This is a genomic window from Kosakonia pseudosacchari (assembly GCF_900184035.1).
Lineage (GTDB): Bacteria > Pseudomonadota > Gammaproteobacteria > Enterobacterales > Enterobacteriaceae > Kosakonia > Kosakonia pseudosacchari.
The window spans coordinates 230,960-247,210 of sequence record NZ_FXWP01000027.1 but is presented as its reverse complement, the minus strand read 5'-3'; the positions used below and the strand labels follow the sequence as shown (position 1 = coordinate 247,210).

The 16,251-nt window shown below is 53.4% G+C and carries 14 protein-coding genes; 4 read left to right on the top strand and 10 right to left on the bottom strand.

Features of this window, described 5'->3' with window-relative positions:
* Nucleotides 1–18 precede the first annotated feature (18 nt).
* Entirely contained in the window at nucleotides 19–1,710 is a 1,692-nt protein-coding gene (gene mqo / locus BN2591_RS23765) for a malate dehydrogenase (quinone) (protein WP_086874173.1), read from the bottom strand.
* 266 nt (nucleotides 1,711–1,976) lie between these two features.
* The gene (locus BN2591_RS23760) at nucleotides 1,977–2,891 is read right to left on the bottom strand and encodes an N-acetylmuramic acid 6-phosphate etherase (protein WP_086874172.1); all 915 of its coding nucleotides are present in this window, start codon (nucleotides 2,889–2,891) and stop codon (nucleotides 1,977–1,979) included.
* Between the two features lie 173 nt (nucleotides 2,892–3,064).
* On the opposite strand from BN2591_RS23760, the gene BN2591_RS23755 reads away from it, so the two are divergent.
* Nucleotides 3,065–4,678, top strand: a complete 1,614-nt coding sequence (locus BN2591_RS23755; RefSeq protein ID WP_086874171.1) for a sensor histidine kinase — start codon at nucleotides 3,065–3,067, stop codon at nucleotides 4,676–4,678.
* Nucleotides 4,675–5,394: a two-component system response regulator DcuR gene (dcuR, locus tag BN2591_RS23750; RefSeq protein WP_086874170.1), complete on the top strand. Its 720-nt coding sequence runs from the start codon at nucleotides 4,675–4,677 to the stop codon at nucleotides 5,392–5,394. Before BN2591_RS23755 ends, dcuR begins: the two co-directional genes overlap by 4 nt.
* On the opposite strand, the gene BN2591_RS23745 is transcribed toward dcuR, so the two are convergent.
* Both BN2591_RS23745 and BN2591_RS23740 read right to left on the bottom strand, forming a co-directional pair.
* On the bottom strand, nucleotides 5,375–6,337 hold the full coding sequence (locus BN2591_RS23745; RefSeq protein ID WP_086874169.1) for an FAD:protein FMN transferase: 963 nt from the start codon (nucleotides 6,335–6,337) through the stop codon (nucleotides 5,375–5,377). The two genes, dcuR and BN2591_RS23745, sit on opposite strands and share 20 nt — an antisense overlap.
* 66 nt (nucleotides 6,338–6,403) lie before the next feature.
* Entirely contained in the window at nucleotides 6,404–9,184 is a 2,781-nt protein-coding gene (locus BN2591_RS23740; RefSeq protein WP_086874168.1) for a flavocytochrome c, read from the bottom strand.
* A 636-nt stretch (nucleotides 9,185–9,820) separates the two neighbouring features.
* Here BN2591_RS23740 and BN2591_RS23735 point away from each other — a divergent pair.
* Together BN2591_RS23735 and fumA are read left to right on the top strand one after the other, a co-directional pair.
* The gene (locus BN2591_RS23735) at nucleotides 9,821–11,332 is read left to right on the top strand and encodes an anion permease (protein WP_017457050.1); all 1,512 of its coding nucleotides are present in this window, start codon (nucleotides 9,821–9,823) and stop codon (nucleotides 11,330–11,332) included.
* Nucleotides 11,333–11,384: 52 nt separating this feature from the next.
* Entirely contained in the window at nucleotides 11,385–13,034 is a 1,650-nt protein-coding gene (fumA, locus tag BN2591_RS23730; RefSeq protein WP_086874167.1) for a class I fumarate hydratase FumA, read from the top strand.
* A gap of 69 nt (nucleotides 13,035–13,103) precedes the next feature.
* On the opposite strand, the gene BN2591_RS23725 is transcribed toward fumA, so the two are convergent.
* From BN2591_RS23725 to BN2591_RS23700, 6 genes are all read right to left on the bottom strand, one after another.
* The gene (locus tag BN2591_RS23725) at nucleotides 13,104–13,412 is read right to left on the bottom strand and encodes a hypothetical protein (RefSeq protein WP_086874166.1); all 309 of its coding nucleotides are present in this window, start codon (nucleotides 13,410–13,412) and stop codon (nucleotides 13,104–13,106) included.
* The gene (locus tag BN2591_RS23720; RefSeq protein ID WP_086874165.1) at nucleotides 13,402–13,776 is read right to left on the bottom strand and encodes a hypothetical protein; all 375 of its coding nucleotides are present in this window, start codon (nucleotides 13,774–13,776) and stop codon (nucleotides 13,402–13,404) included. Before BN2591_RS23720 ends, BN2591_RS23725 begins: the two co-directional genes overlap by 11 nt.
* Before the next feature lie 32 nt (nucleotides 13,777–13,808).
* Entirely contained in the window at nucleotides 13,809–14,327 is a 519-nt protein-coding gene (locus tag BN2591_RS23715; RefSeq protein WP_086874164.1) for a hypothetical protein, read from the bottom strand.
* 30 nt (nucleotides 14,328–14,357) lie between these two features.
* Complete coding sequence (locus BN2591_RS23710; protein ID WP_086874163.1) at nucleotides 14,358–15,065, bottom strand: hypothetical protein; 708 nt, start codon at nucleotides 15,063–15,065, stop codon at nucleotides 14,358–14,360.
* Between the two features lie 37 nt (nucleotides 15,066–15,102).
* A complete protein-coding gene (locus tag BN2591_RS23705; protein WP_086874162.1) occupies nucleotides 15,103–15,330 on the bottom strand; it encodes a hypothetical protein in 228 nt (75 codons plus the stop codon).
* 139 nt (nucleotides 15,331–15,469) lie between these two features.
* On the bottom strand, nucleotides 15,470–16,240 hold the full coding sequence (locus BN2591_RS23700) for a hypothetical protein (protein WP_086874161.1): 771 nt from the start codon (nucleotides 16,238–16,240) through the stop codon (nucleotides 15,470–15,472).
* Nucleotides 16,241–16,251: the final 11 nt, after the last annotated feature.

Genomic DNA, 16,251 nt, shown 5'->3' with positions numbered 1-16,251 from the left:
CCCTGTTCTTTTTCCTGCTTACAGCGCCATATCGTGCTGCGCAGAGGCTTCGCTTTTCGCTTCTGCCGGTTTATCAGCCGGAACGTCGCTTTTCGCTTCTGCCGGTTTGTCGACAGGCGCGTTGCCCTGATCGTTCATCTGAATCACCGGCGGTTTCGTCAGTTGCAGCGTGGCGGCCGTGTCATCCCACACTTTCTGGGTCAGCGCCACATTACCGTTCATCTCCTGGCCGTAGCTCGGAACGATGTCGCGGATTTTGCTCTGCCACTGCGGTGAGTTGAACTGCTCCGGGAACATTTTCTTCAGCACATTCAGAGTGATTGGCGCAGCCGTCGACGCGCCCGGCGATGCGCCAAGCAGCGCAGAGATGGTTTTCTGCTGATCGACCACCACTTCGGTGCCAAGCTTCAGCACCCCACCTTTGTCTTCATCTTTCTTGATGATCTGCACACGCTGGCCGGCCTGGATCAGTTTCCAGTCCTCTTTACGCGCCTGCGGATAGTACTCTTTCAGCGCTTCAAAGCGGTCTTCATCACTCAGCATCACCTGACCAATCAGGTATTTCACCAGGTCGAAGTTGTCGAGCCCTACGTGGGTCATCGGCATAAAATTGCTGGTGGTGGTAGTGCTCAGCAGGTCAAAGAAGGAGCCGTTTTTCAGGAACTTGGTGGAAAACGTCGCGAACGGCCCAAACAGCACCACACGTTTGCCATCAATATAACGGGCATCGATATGCGGCACCGACATCGGCGGCGCGCCAACGGACGCCTGACCGTAGACTTTTTGCTGGTGTTGACTGGTGATTGCCGGGTTTTCCGTCATCAGGAAAGAACCGCCAACCGGGAAGCCCGCGTAGTTATCCGCTTCCGGGATGCCGGTTTTTTGCAGCAGCTTCAGCGCCCCGCCACCGGCACCGATAAAGACATATTTCGCATCAATGGCGTGCTCGTTGCCGCTGTTCACATCTTTAATGGTGACATGCCAGGAGTTATCAGCATTGCGTTTGAAATCGGTCACTTCGGAAGAGGTTTGCAGCGAGAAGTTGCTGCTTTTTTTCAGACTACCGACCAGCTGACGGGTAATTTCACCGTAGTTAACATCGGTGCCGACCGGCGTCCAGGTCGCAGCGACTTTCTGGTTCGGGTCGCGCCCTTCCATCACCAGCGGCGCCCACTGTTTAATTTGTTGGTGATCGGTGGAGAATTTCATGCCCTGGAATAAGGTCGTTTGCTGCAATGCGGCATAACGTTTTGCCAGATAATCAACATTATCGCCCCAGACGAAACTCATGTGCGGCGTGGAATTAATAAACGCGTGCGGATTATTCAAAATACCGCGCTTCACCTGTGCCGACCAGAACTGGCGGGAAATCATAAACTGCTCATTAATTTCCAGTGCTTTGCTGACATCAATAGAACCATCCGCACGCTGCGGCGTGTAGTTAAGTTCCATATTTGCCGAGTGACCAGTGCCGGCATTATTCCAGCCGTTAGAAGACTCGAGCGCTACGCCATCGAGTTTTTCCACCATCACTTGTTTCCACTCCGGCTGCAGCTCCTGCAGCCAGGTGCCCAGAGAGGCGCTCATGATGCCGCCGCCAATCAGCAGGAAGTCCGTTTTTTGCGTCTCTTCTGCGTACGCGCTGGCCACTGAACTGACGAGTAACGCGACGGCGCTCAGCGAGATAATTGTCTTTTTCATTGCAGGCATAATTATAAGGTTACATAGCAGGTGTGATTTGTGAAAACAGATATTAACGCACTTTTACGTTAATTTAAAATATCATTCACAAATCAGCTCATATCGATAAATATTATTTCGCCGCTTTTTTAAATTAAAAAAAGCAATGGCATATTTTGTGTGGAATTAATATCGGCGGAATTTATTTTAAAGCAGAGAAATATCAAACGACTCCTGGAAAATTAAACGAAAATAAAAAAGCCCGCAAGATGAGTACCTGCGGACTTTTTTGTTATTCAGACATCAGCAAGATGCGTTTTCGCCTCCTGTAAGGCGATTCGCAAATGATCGTTATTCTCGGTTAGCAGATCGCGCGCGCACCAGGCATCCAGGCCGGTCAGCAACATTAAAATAGCCGTGCGACAGTGGTGATCGCAGCTTTCCAGCGCGCTTTTCGCTTGCTCGCGCGAGCACTGCGTAGCCGCCATCACCAGCGTGATTTGCCGCTCTGACCAGTACACATTAGTCGCCTGCACATCCACCCGCAGGTTGCTATAAACACGCCCGGTACGGATAGCAAGACCGGTTGCCAGCATGTTGAGAATCTGCTGCTGGGCAAGACGCGCTTTCGGTTCGCTAAACCCACTCACTACCTCCGCGCCGCTGTCCGGTGCCAGCACAATATCCGCTAACTGGGCGGCTTCGCTATCGTGGCCGCGACAAACCAGCGCGATACGTGCGCCGAGCGACCAGGCATGGCGCAACGCGCCCCATGTCCACGGCGTTTTACCACTGACCGACAGCGCCACCAGCATGTCGTCATAGCTAAAGTTGATGGCCTGTAAATCGGCGACACCGCGTTCATAATTTGCCGCCGCCGCGTCACGCGCTTGCGCGTTAGCATTGATACCACCGGCCACCACGCCGATGACGCCGTGACGCGTATCCGGGGCAAAACCTTGTGCGGTTTGTATCGCCGCCTGCCCGGACGCGCCCGCGCCAATAATCACCACCCTGCCGGCGCGGTTCAGCGTCGCGCTGGCGTTATCCACCAGCCGGGCGATCGCCGGCAAACAGGCGTTTACCGCGTCGGTAACCTGTTTATCTTCCTCATTGATGAGCGTCAGCATATCCAGCGTGGCGAGCCGGTCGATGTCGGTCGTGCGGCGGTTGCGACGTTCCACTAGTGAACCGTTTGGCTTACTGCTCATACCCTGCTCCTTCTGAATGGTTCCACACTCACTATAAGGTTATTTATCTGCCTTACCTGCGAATGGGGTCACGCTTCACGGCTACACCGCGCATTTTGTGCGTCTCACGCCGCTTTAAGATTTTTACGCCTTCGGTGATAATAAATATATTGATGTGAATAATTGGGTTTGGCATGAAAGAGTTAGCGCAGCGGATAAAACCACGCAAACGCCCCATGAAGCTCAGCACCACCGTGACGCTAATGATTTGCAGCGTTATCGGTTCGGTGTTGCTGCTGGCCTTTGCCCTGTGGTTCTGGCAAATCAGCAATGCCACGCGTGACGGTGTCAAAGAGACGGCGCTGGCCGTTGCGCGCACGCTGGCTGATTCGCCTGAAATCAAGCGTGGATTATTGTTGCCGCCTGACAGCAACGTGATCCAGCCGCTGACGGAAGCGGTCGCGGCCCGCAACGATCTGCTGTATGCCATCGTCACCAATATGCACGGCATCCGTTATTCACACCCGAACGCCGGGATCATCGGGCAACACTTTATTGGCGAGGATCTTAACCCGGCGCTGAAAGGCAAAGAGAATGTCGCGGTGAATCGCGGCGTGCTGGCACCGGCATTACGCGTTTTTACGCCGGTCTACAACGACACCAACCAGCAAATTGGCGTGGTCGTTGTCGGTATTTCGTTGAGCAAAGTTGATCAGCAAGTCAGCCGCAGCCGCTGGGCGGTGATGTGGACGCTGCTGTTCAGCGCGCTGGTCGGCTCACTCGGCACCTGGCAACTGGTGCGTGTGCTGAAACGTATTCTGCTTGGCCTTGAGCCGCATGAGATTTCGGCGCAATTCAAGCAGCGCCAGGCAATGTTACAGTCGCTCAAAGAAGGGGTGATTGCCGTCGATGCTGACGGGCGCGTAACGCTGCTTAACCATGCCGCGCGGCAGATGCTGCTGACTAACGCACCGGACGGTGCCGCCGGGCACGGGCCACTGCTCGCCGACCTGCTGGAAGTGCTGGAAACCGGGGAACCAACCCATGACCGCGAGCTCGGTTGCAACGGTCTGCTGTTGCTCAGCAACACGGTGCCGGTGCGCAGCCAGGGCGTGGTGATTGGCGCTATCAGCACGTTTCGCGATAAAACCGAAGTGAGCCAGTTGCTCCAGCGGCTGGACGGGATGGTGAATTATGTTGATGCGTTGCGCACCACGTCCCACGAATTTATGAACAAGCTGCATGTTATTCTCGGCCTGTTAAACATGAAAAGTTATGACAAGCTTGAAGAGTATGTGCTGCAAACCGCGCAGAATTATCAAACCGATATTGGCGCTATTCAGCACCGGGTTAAATCCCCGGTGGTGGCGGGTTTTCTGTTAGGCAAAATCAACCGGGCGAAAGAGCGCGGTTTTACGCTGACGCTGGCAGATGAGAGCCTGGTGCCGGATAACCCCAATGAGAAGCAAGTTACCGTGCTGGTGACGGTGCTGGGAAATCTTATCGAAAATGCGCTTGATGCCATGAATAATCAGCCGGAAGGCGAAGTGGGTATTCTGCTGCATTATCAGGATGGCTGGCTGACTGGCGAAGTGAGCGATGATGGTCCGGGCATTGCGCCGGGCAATATTGACGCCATTTTCCGTAAAGGATTCTCAACGAAAGGTGATAACCGGGGCGTTGGGCTGTTTCTTGCCAGCCAGCAACTTACCGAACTTGGCGGCACAATCACCGTCGAGTCTGAACCCGGTGTTTTTACCCAATTTTTTGTCCATCTCCCCTGGGATAGTGAAAGGAAGAACGCGTGATAAATGTATTAATTGTTGACGATGATGCCATGGTCGCCGAGCTGAACCGCATGTATGTGGCGCAGATCGCCGGCTTTCAGTGCTGCGGCACGGCATCGACGCTGCGCCAGGCCGAGGAGATGATTAACGATCCACAGCGCGATATCGATCTGGTGCTGCTGGATGTCTATATGCAGCAGGACAGCGGGCTGGATCTGCTGCCGATCATTCGCGCCAGTGGCCGGGCGATTGATGTCATTATGATCACCTCCTCCGCCGATGCGGCAACCATTCAGACTTCGCTGCACTATGGCGTGGTGGATTATCTGATCAAGCCCTTCCAGTTCCCGCGCTTTGAAGAGGCGCTGACTGGCTGGCGCGAAAAGCGCAAGCTGATGAGCGCACACCCTTATTATGAGCAGTCCGATGTCGACCGTCTTTTACACGGTGGCGCGCCGGAAGCCGCAGACACGCGCCGTCTGCCAAAAGGGTTAACCGCGCAGACATTGCGCACCATTTGTCAGTGGATTGACGCCCATCCGGGCATTGAGTTTTCCACCGATGAACTGGCGAATGCCGTGAACATATCGCGCGTATCGTGCCGTAAATACCTGATTTGGCTTGCGCAAATCAATATTCTCTATACCACCATTCACTACGGCGCGACCGGTCGCCCGGTGTATCGCTACCAGTTAATTGCCGATCAATACAGCTTGCTTAAGCAGTACAGTCAGTGATCCGGTAACTGTCATCGCACGGCGTAAAGCGGAACTGACGCTGTGAAGAGAGGATAATGTCGCGGTTTTTGGTGACGAAAATCGCTTCAATATCCTCGCGCTGTTTCAGTAGTGCGCAGCCTTTTTCCACACCGAGACCAAAAATAAGCGTGGTCCAGATATCGCCGTCGAGCGAATCGCGGGAAATGATCGTCACGCTGTCGAGTTCGTTATCCAGCGGGTAACCACTGCGCGGGTCAAGAATATGGTGCCAGCGTTTGCCATCCTGTTCGAAATAGCGCTCGTAAGTGCCGGATGTCACCACCGATTGATTCACCACTTCAATTGACCCCACCAGGGCATCACTGGACGAGAACGGTTTTTTAAGCCCGATTGACCAGCTACCTTGCGGCGTGTCCAGGGTTTGAACATTTCCCCCAAGGTTAATCAGCCCGTCGCGTACATCCTGCTGATGCAAGTAATCCCGCACCCGATCGGCGATAAAGCCTTTGGCAATCGCGCCAAGATCGATCTCCATCCCCGGCTGGGTAAGAAACACGCTGCTGTCGGCATCATTCAGCACCACATCCTGCGGATGGGTAATGCGCAGCCGCGCCGCTATCTCGTCGGCTGGCGGTACGCGGTCGCCTTTAAAACCGATACGCCACAGCTTCACCAGCGGGCCAATCGCCAGGTTAAAGGCGCTGTCCTGCACCATGCTCGCGGCTTTGGCACATTTAATCAGTTCATACACCGGGCGGCTGACCGCCACCGGATGCTGCCCCGCCGCGTGGTTGATATCCATCACCTGCGAATGGGCGCGGTTTACTGTCAGAAGATCTTCGTAACGTTTGATAAGGCCAAAAACGCGGGAGGCGAGCGCCGGGTTATCGGCAAAGAGTTTCAGCAGAATGGGAGAGCCCATCAGGGTTGCAGAGTAGCTCCAGACACGGTTATCGGACATCGCACTCTCCTCATGGGCTAAATTGAACAGGCCTGCGCAGTGGCAGGCCTGAAGTGTAGCACGTGGTTAAGCGCGTTTGGCGCGCATTGCAGCCTGGTGTCCCGCCAGTGAGCCGAAGATAATGATATCGGCCACCGCGTTGCCGCCGATACGGTTGCCGCCATGCAGGCCGCCAACCACTTCACCGGCGGCATAAGCGCCTGGGATAACCTGGTTTTGCGTGTTCAACACTTCGGTTTCCGTGTTGATGGTCACGCCGCCCATGGTGTGGTGCACACCCGGCGCAATCTGGATGGCGTGGAACGGGCCTTCGTTGATCGGCGCTCGCAGCGCGGTGGTGCGACCAAAGTCTTCATCGTGCTGTTTTTCCACAAAGCCGTTGTAGCGCTCAAGCGTCGCCAGGAAAGTGTGGTAATCGATACCCAGTTTTTCCGCCAGTTCGCGCGGTGAGCTGGCGCTGGTGACCAGACCACGCGCGATATACTCGTCTGCCGCTTTGTTTTTCGCTCTGACATGCTCATCAAACACAATGTAAGCGTAATGTTCCGGCAGCGCGATGATGGCCGCCGAGACTTTATCGCGGGTCGACATTTCGTTGAAGAAGCGCTTACCCTGCTGGCTGACGAGGATAGCACCGCCACCGCGAATCGATTCGGAAATCAGGTACGAGGTGTTCTGCTCAACGGTCGGGTGGATCTGAATTTCGCCCATATCCACCGTGCCCGCGCCAATACGTTCCAGCAGTGCAATACCGCCCCCGGTCGCGCCTTTATGGTTGGTGGTCACAAACCCGTCCAGATCCGGGCGGTATTTCACCACCATTGCGCTGTTGGCGCTGAAACCACCGGTCGCCACAATCACGCTTTTCGCTTCAACGATCATGCTTTCCTGCTCTTCGGTCAGCAGGCGCACACCGCGCACTTCACCGTGCTCGAACAGAATGTCGTCGACTGAAGTATCGAGCATCACATCGATGCCGCGTTTGGTGACATTACGCACCAGACCGCTAATCAGGTAGCCACCGACTGCCGATCCGTCGCGTGGGCGGTGCGTACGGTCAATGCTCATTCCGCCAGTGGTGGTGATGTCGTTAAGCATAATGCCGCGACGAGCCAGCCATTCAATGGCTTCCGGCGCATTTTCCACAAAGCGACGCAGCAGCGCCGGGTTGTTTTTGTTACCGCCACCTTTCAGGGTTTCCGCGTAGAACAACTCTTTGCTGTCCTGAATGCCTTTCACGCGCTGGAAGCGGGTTTCGGCAGCGTTCATCCCCGCAGAGGCTTTAATGGTGTTACCGCCGATGGTCGGCATTTTTTCGACAATCAGCACGCTCGCACCTTCGTCGTGCGCCTGAATTGCCGCCGCCAGACCCGCGCCGCCGCTACCGACAACCACAACGTCATAGCGTTTGGCTTCCTGAGTGTCACTACCCTCTTCTGCCGCCAGTGCTTTGCTGGATTTCACCATCGCTTTTGATACCGCTTTTTTCACCGCTTCGCTCTGGCTGGTGGCGCCAGAAATCGCGTCAACGTGCGGGCTGTTCGCCGTCAGGATGCGGCCACGGATCTCTTCAAAACTGCTGGTGAATTCAACGCTATCAACGGTACTTGAAGCGAGTTCAATGTCGACGATGCGGTCCGTGTCGAGGCTGACATTGATAACCAGTTCGTTGGCGTCGTCCTGAACCGTTTCAGCAAAAAGACCTGGCTTAAATTTCGATGCGCCCATGCTCATGTCGCGGATCATCGCTTCGACCAGAGAGAAGCGCCACAGCGGTTCCGGGATATTCAGCGCTTCACGCTGGGTGCTATCAATGAACAGCTCCAGGTTTTCACCGTTAGCAATACGCGCCGTCCAGTCCGGGTACGCGATGCACGCACGGCCTACCGCAATCAGGTCATAGCCGTGATCCAGCCCCTGCTCAGCGTCGGCGGCGTTAACCACACCGCCAACACCCATCACCGGCACTTGCGCAAGCGTAGCGGAACGCATGGCACAGTATTTTTTAATCAGCGGCGTCGGATCGCTGGTGTCGTTAATGGAAGGACGCAGCGCCGCACCCAGCGAAAAGTGCAGGTAATCAACACCGCGCGCCGCCAGTTTTTCCAGCAGGAACATGGTGTCATCGAAACGGATGCCGGGCACTTCCAGCTCTTCCGGCGAGAAGCGGTAACCGATAATAAAGGCATCGTCGGCGTACTGGCGCGCCATTTTATGGGTGATGTCCAGTACGGCCAGCGGGAACTTCGCGCGATTGTCGCGGCTGCCGCCCCACTCATCATCGCGCTGGTTGGAGTTTGGCGAGAAGAATTGCTGGATCAGATAGGTATTGGCACCGTGAATTTCAACACCGTCGAAACCGGCCTGAATGGCGCGGCGCACGGCTTCACCAAATTTACCGATCATCCCTTCCACTTCAGCGGTAGTCAGCGCAACCGGGGTTGCCGCGCCATCACGCGGAGCGGCAATAGCGCTCGGACCAACCGGAGTACGGCCGCCAATCAGTTTCGGTTCGACCATGCGGCCGCCGTGATAAATCTGCAAAATCGCTTTCGAGCCTTCGGATTTAATCGCCGAGGCAATTTTCGCCAGACCGGCGATTTTTTCGTCGTTATCAATACCAATCGCACCCGGAAATGCCAGGCCGAGATCATCGATAAAACAACATTCAACAATAATGGTGCCGATACTTCCGGCGCGGGCGCGATAATATTCCACCAGTTCACTGCTGACGGTGCCGTCAAAATAACCTGTGCAGGTGGTCATTGGCGCCATTAACAAACGGTTTTTCAGTTCTGCGCCATTCGGCAAGGTAAACGGGCTGAGGATGCGTTCGTTGCTGGTCATAATTAAACTCCAAATCTAAAAATTAAAAACTTTGAATTCGGTGACGGATTTATTTTTCGTTCTGTTTTTTAATCCTGATGTCGTGTATTTAATATACCGTGAATTTTAATTACCAAATTAATTACGTTAGTTATAAAACTATTTAACCACCCTAATAACAGAGCTACCTCCAGCGTATTATCATTTTTAAATATCGCGTTCACATCACTTTAATTACCGGTAACATTGCGATTACTTCGCACTTTTCCTTTCCAGCTTTATTAAAATAATAAAACAAAAAAATATCATACAGTTAAAAGAAAAATCCACGTTAATGAGAGTTATTATCAGCACCGTTTTTTAACATTTACGGTAATTTTGTGAAATTAACCACATAATACTCTGTGGGTATTCATTTTATTAAAAAAAGTGTCGTTCGTTTCGTTTTCTTGATCTCAATCAATAGCCTTCACCAATGGAAGAGCAATATATAAATACGCTCAGATTTTTATTTAATGCGATTGAATTTGCGTTAAACAACACATGCCAGAATGTGAAAAGTCTCAATAAAAAATTAAAGTAACTTTTGAAACTAAAATAATCAGAGATTCACTTTCCGCGCATGACCGAATTTTTAACTACTTGTAGATGCTCACTATGACAGAGAAAACAACAACCCCACCGTCTGCTCCTGCAGCCAGTGCCAAAGCCGGAAATAAAAACCGCCTGATAATGATGGCGTTACCGATTATCGTGGCAGTGCTTCTGCTGTTTGTCCCGGTACCGGAAGGTTTACCGCCGTTCGCCTGGCACTACTTTGCTATCTTCGTTGGCGTTATCGTCGGCCTGATTTTCGAACCCCTGCCGGGTGCGGTTATCGGCATGACCGGCGTGGTGGTTATCGCGCTGTGTAGCCAGTGGCTGTTATTCAGCCCGGAACAACTGGCCGATCCGAAATTCAAGCTGGCTGGCCAGTCCTTTAAATGGGCGGTGAGCGGTTTCGGTAACTCCACCGTGTGGCTTATCTTCGGCGCGTTTATGTTTGCCGCCGGTTACGATAAAACCCAGTTTGGTCGCCGCCTGGCACTGATTCTGGTGAAATACCTTGGCCGCCGCAGCCTGACGCTCGGTTACGCCATTACTTTCGCCGATCTGCTGCTGGCACCGTTCACCCCGTCAAACACCGCGCGTAGCGGCGGGACCATCTATCCGATTATCGCCAACCTGCCGCCGCTGTACGGTTCCAAACCGAACGATCCAAGCGCGCGCCGCATCGGTTCTTACCTGATGTGGGTAGCGATTACCGCAGCCTGTATCACCAGTTCTATGTTCCTGTCCGCACTGGCACCGAACCTGCTGGCGCTGGCGCTGGTGAAAAGCACCGTTGGCATTAACATCTCCTGGGGTAGCTGGTTTATCGCCTTCCTGCCGCTGGGCGTGCTGTTGATTCTGACCATGCCGCTGCTGGCTTACTGGTTCTACCCGCCAGAAGTGAAAATCAATGACGAAGTGCCGCTGTGGGCGAGCCGCGAACTGGAAAAACTGGGCAGAATGTCACGCAATGAGATCCTGCTGCTGGTGTTTGTCTGCTGTGCGCTGCTGATGTGGATCTTCGCCGCCGACTTTATCGAGCCTGCGCTTGCCGCGCTGCTGGTGGTCGTGCTGATGCTGTGGACCGGCGTGTTAACCTGGAACGACATCACCAGCAACAAACCGGCCTGGAACACCTTTGTCTGGTTCGCCACGTTAGTTGCGCTGGCCGATGGCCTCTCCACCACCGGCTTTATCGCCTGGTTGGGTAAAGAAGGTGGCCTGCTGATGAGCGGTATCTCTCCGGGGATGGCGACCATCGCCCTGCTGCTGGCGTTCTACCTGCTGCACTATCTGTTCGCCAGTACTACCGCGCACACCACGGCGCTGCTGCCTGCGATGCTGACCATCGCCGCGACAATTCCTGGCATCAATATGGAAGTGGTGGTTCTGGTGCTGTGTACTTCGCTCGGCGTGATGGGCATCATCACTCCGTACGGTACTGGCCCAAGCCCGATTTACTACGGTAGCGGCTACCTGCCGACCAAAGATTACTGGCGTCTGGGCACCATCTTCGGTGCAATCTTCCTGGCCGCCCTGCTGTTGATTGGTTATCCGTGGATCACCATGATGTTCTGATTCGTAACCGCCGGGCATTCCCGGCGGTTTTATTTTTATGGAGTAAAGAGCTATGTCGAACAAACCCTTTGTTTATCAGGACCCGTTCCCGCTGGCGAAAGACGATACGGAATATTATCTGCTGAGCCGTGAATATGTCTCTGTTGCCGACTTTGACGGCCAGCAAGTGCTGAAAGTCGAGCCGGAAGCGCTGACGCTGCTGGCGCAACGCGCGTTCCATGACGCCTCCTTTATGCTGCGCCCTTCCCACCAGAAACAGGTGGCGGCCATTCTGCATGACCCGCAAGCGAGCGAAAACGACAAATACGTTGCTCTGCAATTCCTGCGTAACTCCGAAATCGCCGCCAAAGGCGTGTTGCCGACCTGCCAGGACACCGGCACGGCAATTATCATGGGTAAAAAAGGTCAGCGCGTGTGGACCGGCGGCGGCGATGAAGCGGCGCTGGCGCGTGGTGTGTACAACACCTACACCGAAGACAACCTGCGTTATTCGCAGAATGCGCCGCTGGATATGTACAAAGAGGTCAACACCGGGACTAACCTGCCTGCACAGATCGATCTCTACAGCGTGGACGGCGACGAGTATAAATTCCTGTGTATCGCCAAAGGCGGCGGTTCAGCTAACAAAACCTATCTCTATCAGGAAACCAAAGCGCTGATTACCCCGGCGAAGCTGAAAAACTACCTGGTTGAGAAAATGCGTACCCTCGGCACGGCAGCCTGCCCGCCTTACCATATCGCGTTTGTGATTGGCGGTACGTCGGCTGAATCAACGCTGAAAACGGTGAAACTGGCCTCCACCCGCTACTACGATGGTCTGCCGACTGAAGGTAACGAGCACGGTCAGGCGTTCCGCGATGTCCAGCTGGAACAGGAATTAATGCAAGAAGCGCAGAACCTCGGTCTTGGCGCACAGTTTGGCGGTAAATATTTTGCTCACGACATCCGCGTGATCCGCCTGCCGCGCCACGGTGCTTCCTGCCCTATCGGCATGGGCGTCTCCTGCTCCGCCGACCGTAATATCAAAGCGAAAATCAACCGCGAAGGTATCTGGATCGAGAAGATGGAGCACAATCCGGGGCAGTATATTCCGGAAGAACTGCGCCAGCAGGGCGAAGGCGATGTGGCGAAAATCGATCTCAACCAGTCGATGAAAGCGATCCTCGCCCAGCTTTCCGCGTTCCCGGTATCAACCCGCGTTTCGCTGAACGGCACAATTATCGTGGCGCGCGATATTGCTCACGCGAAACTGAAAGAGCTGATTGATAATGGCGAAGAGCTGCCGCAGTACGTGAAAGATCACCCGATCTACTACGCCGGCCCGGCAAAAACGCCAGAAGGGTATGCCTCCGGTTCGCTTGGCCCAACCACCGCAGGGCGAATGGACTCCTACGTGGATCTACTGCAATCGCACGGCGCGAGCATGATCATGCTGGCAAAAGGCAACCGCAGCCAACAAGTGACCGATGCCTGTGCCAAACACGGCGGTTTCTATCTGGGGAGTATTGGCGGTCCGGCTGCCGTACTGGCGCAGCAGAGCATTAAGAGCCTCGAATGCGTGGCTTACCCGGAACTGGGTATGGAAGCGATCTGGAAAATTGAAGTGGAGAACTTCCCGGCGTTCATTCTGGTGGACGACAAAGGTAACGACTTCTTCCAGCAGATCCAGAACAAACAGTGCGCCGGCTGTAACCAGCGTTAAGTAAAATGTGAAAAACCCCCGGCGGCGTTCCCGACCGGGGGTTTTTATTGATCATAAATCAGCGCATGTTTAGTTGATGCGGAGTTCATCTTTCCAACAGAGCCGATAATAGCGCGCAATAATCTTCGCCAGCGCTTCGCGTTCGCCAGCCCCAATGACACTGCCGTCATCCCATCGTTTAAGGCTCGTTTTATCCAGCGTGCTGTAGCGCGCAGAAACCTCACAAATCAGCGCCCGTTCATTACGCTGAAAGAAAAGAAACTCGCCCCGGTAAAGCAATTTAAGGCGAATAACGCCCCATTCGGCGTCATGAAACTGACAGGCAGAACCATCGCGCTTCAGTTCCTGCAACTCCTCGCGCCACGCTTTATTGATCATCGCTAACCACCAGCAGCGCATAAAGTGTGGCGATGTAACGGGCAGGCTGCTGCTCTTTATAACTGAAGATAACCAGCGTTTTCCCCTGCCCGTCCTCACAGCTATGCGCAGAACAGAGCAGCGAGCCCTCTGGCGCGGAGTAACGGGTAAACGCCTCAGGATGGAAAGTAATAGCTTTGATTCTTGCCGCCACGGCGGCCTGGATGTGCTCCGGCAGCCGGGCAAAATCCTGGCTCTGGTAGAGATCCGGCTCAATTGGCTTCTGGCAACGCGGACAAATCAATTCGACACGCTGATTAAAAAAGCGCGTTTCCACGCCATCGTGCAGCATGACGCGTTTCTTAATGAATTTGTCGATTCTCATCTTCGTCACCCCGGCCGGAACAGGTCGCCCGCTCAGTCATTTTCAACGCTGATATTAATGGCCTGCACGCTGCCACCGGTGACATCGAAAGCGATATTTTTGCGTTCCAGTGAATACATAATCCACTGCTGACCATCGCTGTTATCGGTTTCACCCGCACCATAATGCTCAATCACACGCTGTGTCGCATCGCCGGGCGCGACACCACGCGCGGTATGCAATGCGGGGGAATGCAGCGTTATCTGCCCGATAACATAACTGTCGATGCTTTTCCCGCGCTGCTGCCAGTCGATATTGGCGCTGTAGATATCAAAGCCCGCATAAATGTGGCGGTAAAATTTATAGTTTTCATCGCCAAACGGCACTTCACCGACAAAATCCTCGCTGGCTTGTTTCCCCAGCGCCGCCATCAGATGGCGATCCCACTCCTGCCCCAGGGTAATAGCCTGGTTATTAATTTCCACGGTGAAGTCGTTTTCCGTCAGCGGCGTTGGTGACGCCTGGGCAGAAAAACCAAACAGCAGCGCAAAAACAGGGAATATTCGACGCATTAACCTTTCCATCTCCCGTCAAAAGAAGCGCTATTTAAGCCAGCTACCCGGCTGGTTGACAAGCGTTTTACCCGCCTGCGTCACCACCAGTTTCGGCGGGTTGTAATCGATAAGGTAAAGCACATCGCCATTACGGAATTCTGCGCCATTCACGCGATTTGCATCATCCACCCGCGTTTTACCGTGCAGGCTAATCTGCTGGCTGTCGCGGTTTCGTGCGCCGGTATAAAGCAGGTCATCGCAAGGCGTGGTGAACGCGCCGCAATTATTGCGGATGGCAATCATAAAATTATCAGTGCGGATAATTTTCGTCGTCGCGCCAGCGTGAACAGTCTCTTTAACCAGCGCGTAATTTTCCGGGGCGTAATAGTCGCCGTGTTCAGGTGGTTGCGTCAGATGCCACGCCAGTTTGTCACCATTAATAACCAGTGTCGCTTTGCCATTTTTACCGCCAAAGCTCGAATCAAACGTTACGATGGCGGTATTATTTTTAACCTCGCCGCGCAGGTTATCCTGCTGTTCATCCGGGCAATCGATGCGGTTGCCGCGCTGAGTAATAAAGCAATACGATCCGCTGAGCGTATTATTCTGCTGGGATAATTTCAGAGAAAGTGTAGATCCGCTGCTTTCACTGCCGTGCCACTGCCCGGAAAAATCAGCTGCCGACACCGCGCTGGCGCAACAGGAGAGTAAAAAGCTTGCAGCGACAAAATAGAACCTTGGGTGAGTTGAATACATATGTTCCTTGTCAGCATCACAGCAAATAAGTTGATTCTTAAGGCCCGTAAAAGAACATCAGTGTCGAGAGGTCGTCAAGATCCGCTTTCGATAACACGTTTTTTTCCATGCGATCATACTGGTAGATAATCCCTTTCAGGGGAATGGTCGATGGATGCTCTCTGGCCAGTGTCATTAATGTTTCAATATCCGCCGGATTTTTAAGCGCTCGGCTGAGGAATTTGTTCAGTAACGCTTCGCCCTCTTCACGGGTTAACAGATTCATGCGTATTTTCTCATCATGTTAATTCAGCAGCGAAAAGGTGATGGCTGAAATTATTCCCTGAATAACGCCGCCAGCGCTTATCTGTTTTACCGCACGATCACTTACTCCGTTGAAACGCACGGTGACACGACATGCGAAGCTACTCACCCGCTTTCCAGAAACCTTTTTCATCGAGAAGGATTTTATGGTTTTGTATCACGGTTAAGCTGTTATCAATTTTGCTCAGCAGATAAGTGGTGGTGCCGTTTTTAAAGGTGTAGGTGATAACGGGGCAGATTGCCTGTTCACACGCTTTGCGCACCGCAAAGCCGTGCAGACTGACTTCGGCCCGATCATTTTTACGCACGCCATAGTACGTTGCCTCGTCACAATTCGCGCCGTTACCACACACCGTGACCACTTTTATCGTAAATTTAGGGGTTTCAAAATAATCGATGAAGGTCTCAGCCGTTTGAGTAATCGCGGGCGTGTTAAATGACACGTTCTGAAAACGGCTAACCCATTGTTGCAGTGCCTCAGGAATGCTTTTTTCGCCCGTATTGCTTTTATAGTGGGCAACCGAAACCTCTGGCACTAGCCATGCGGCAGAAAGCCGGCCATCCGGGTAAATGACAAATGCGGAGGCATTTTCCAGATAGAGATCTTTCAGCCAGCCTTCAACAAATAACCCGCCATCCGCAGTGTGTCGCGGTTCGCCATAGACATCGAAATTACCTGTAAACGCAGCGTAATCCGGCCCTAATACTTTTTTTAACGACGCCTGCACCTGCTTATCCATGGTGATATTTTCGACAGTTTCAAGCGTGTCAAAATGGTTAATATCAATAACCGCAGCAGCGTCAAAGGAGAAAAAAGAGAACAAGCAAACAAAAAGGATCGAACGCACATGGCCAGAAAAAAGATCTCGCATAAATTTAATTC

Bases quoted from the DNA above. Each gene is read 5' to 3' on its own strand.
- BN2591_RS23755 (WP_086874171.1), top strand. From the start codon at position 3,065: ATGAAAGAGTTAGCGCAGCGGATAAAACCACGCAAACGCCCCATGAAG.
- BN2591_RS23720 (WP_086874165.1), bottom strand. From the start codon at position 13,776: ATGAGAATCGACAAATTCATTAAGAAACGCGTCATGCTGCACGATGGC.
- BN2591_RS23700 (WP_086874161.1), bottom strand. From the start codon at position 16,240: ATGCGAGATCTTTTTTCTGGCCATGTGCGTTCGATCCTTTTTGTTTGC.
- BN2591_RS23725 (WP_086874166.1), bottom strand. From the start codon at position 13,412: ATGATCAATAAAGCGTGGCGCGAGGAGTTGCAGGAACTGAAGCGCGAT.
- BN2591_RS23735 (WP_017457050.1), top strand. From the start codon at position 9,821: ATGACAGAGAAAACAACAACCCCACCGTCTGCTCCTGCAGCCAGTGCC.
- BN2591_RS23745 (WP_086874169.1), bottom strand. From the start codon at position 6,337: ATGTCCGATAACCGTGTCTGGAGCTACTCTGCAACCCTGATGGGCTCT.
- mqo (WP_086874173.1), bottom strand. From the start codon at position 1,710: ATGCCTGCAATGAAAAAGACAATTATCTCGCTGAGCGCCGTCGCGTTA.
- BN2591_RS23710 (WP_086874163.1), bottom strand. From the start codon at position 15,065: ATGTATTCAACTCACCCAAGGTTCTATTTTGTCGCTGCAAGCTTTTTA.
- BN2591_RS23740 (WP_086874168.1), bottom strand. From the start codon at position 9,184: ATGACCAGCAACGAACGCATCCTCAGCCCGTTTACCTTGCCGAATGGC.
- fumA (WP_086874167.1), top strand. From the start codon at position 11,385: ATGTCGAACAAACCCTTTGTTTATCAGGACCCGTTCCCGCTGGCGAAA.
- BN2591_RS23715 (WP_086874164.1), bottom strand. From the start codon at position 14,327: ATGCGTCGAATATTCCCTGTTTTTGCGCTGCTGTTTGGTTTTTCTGCC.
- BN2591_RS23705 (WP_086874162.1), bottom strand. From the start codon at position 15,330: ATGAATCTGTTAACCCGTGAAGAGGGCGAAGCGTTACTGAACAAATTC.
- BN2591_RS23760 (WP_086874172.1), bottom strand. From the start codon at position 2,891: ATGAGCAGTAAGCCAAACGGTTCACTAGTGGAACGTCGCAACCGCCGC.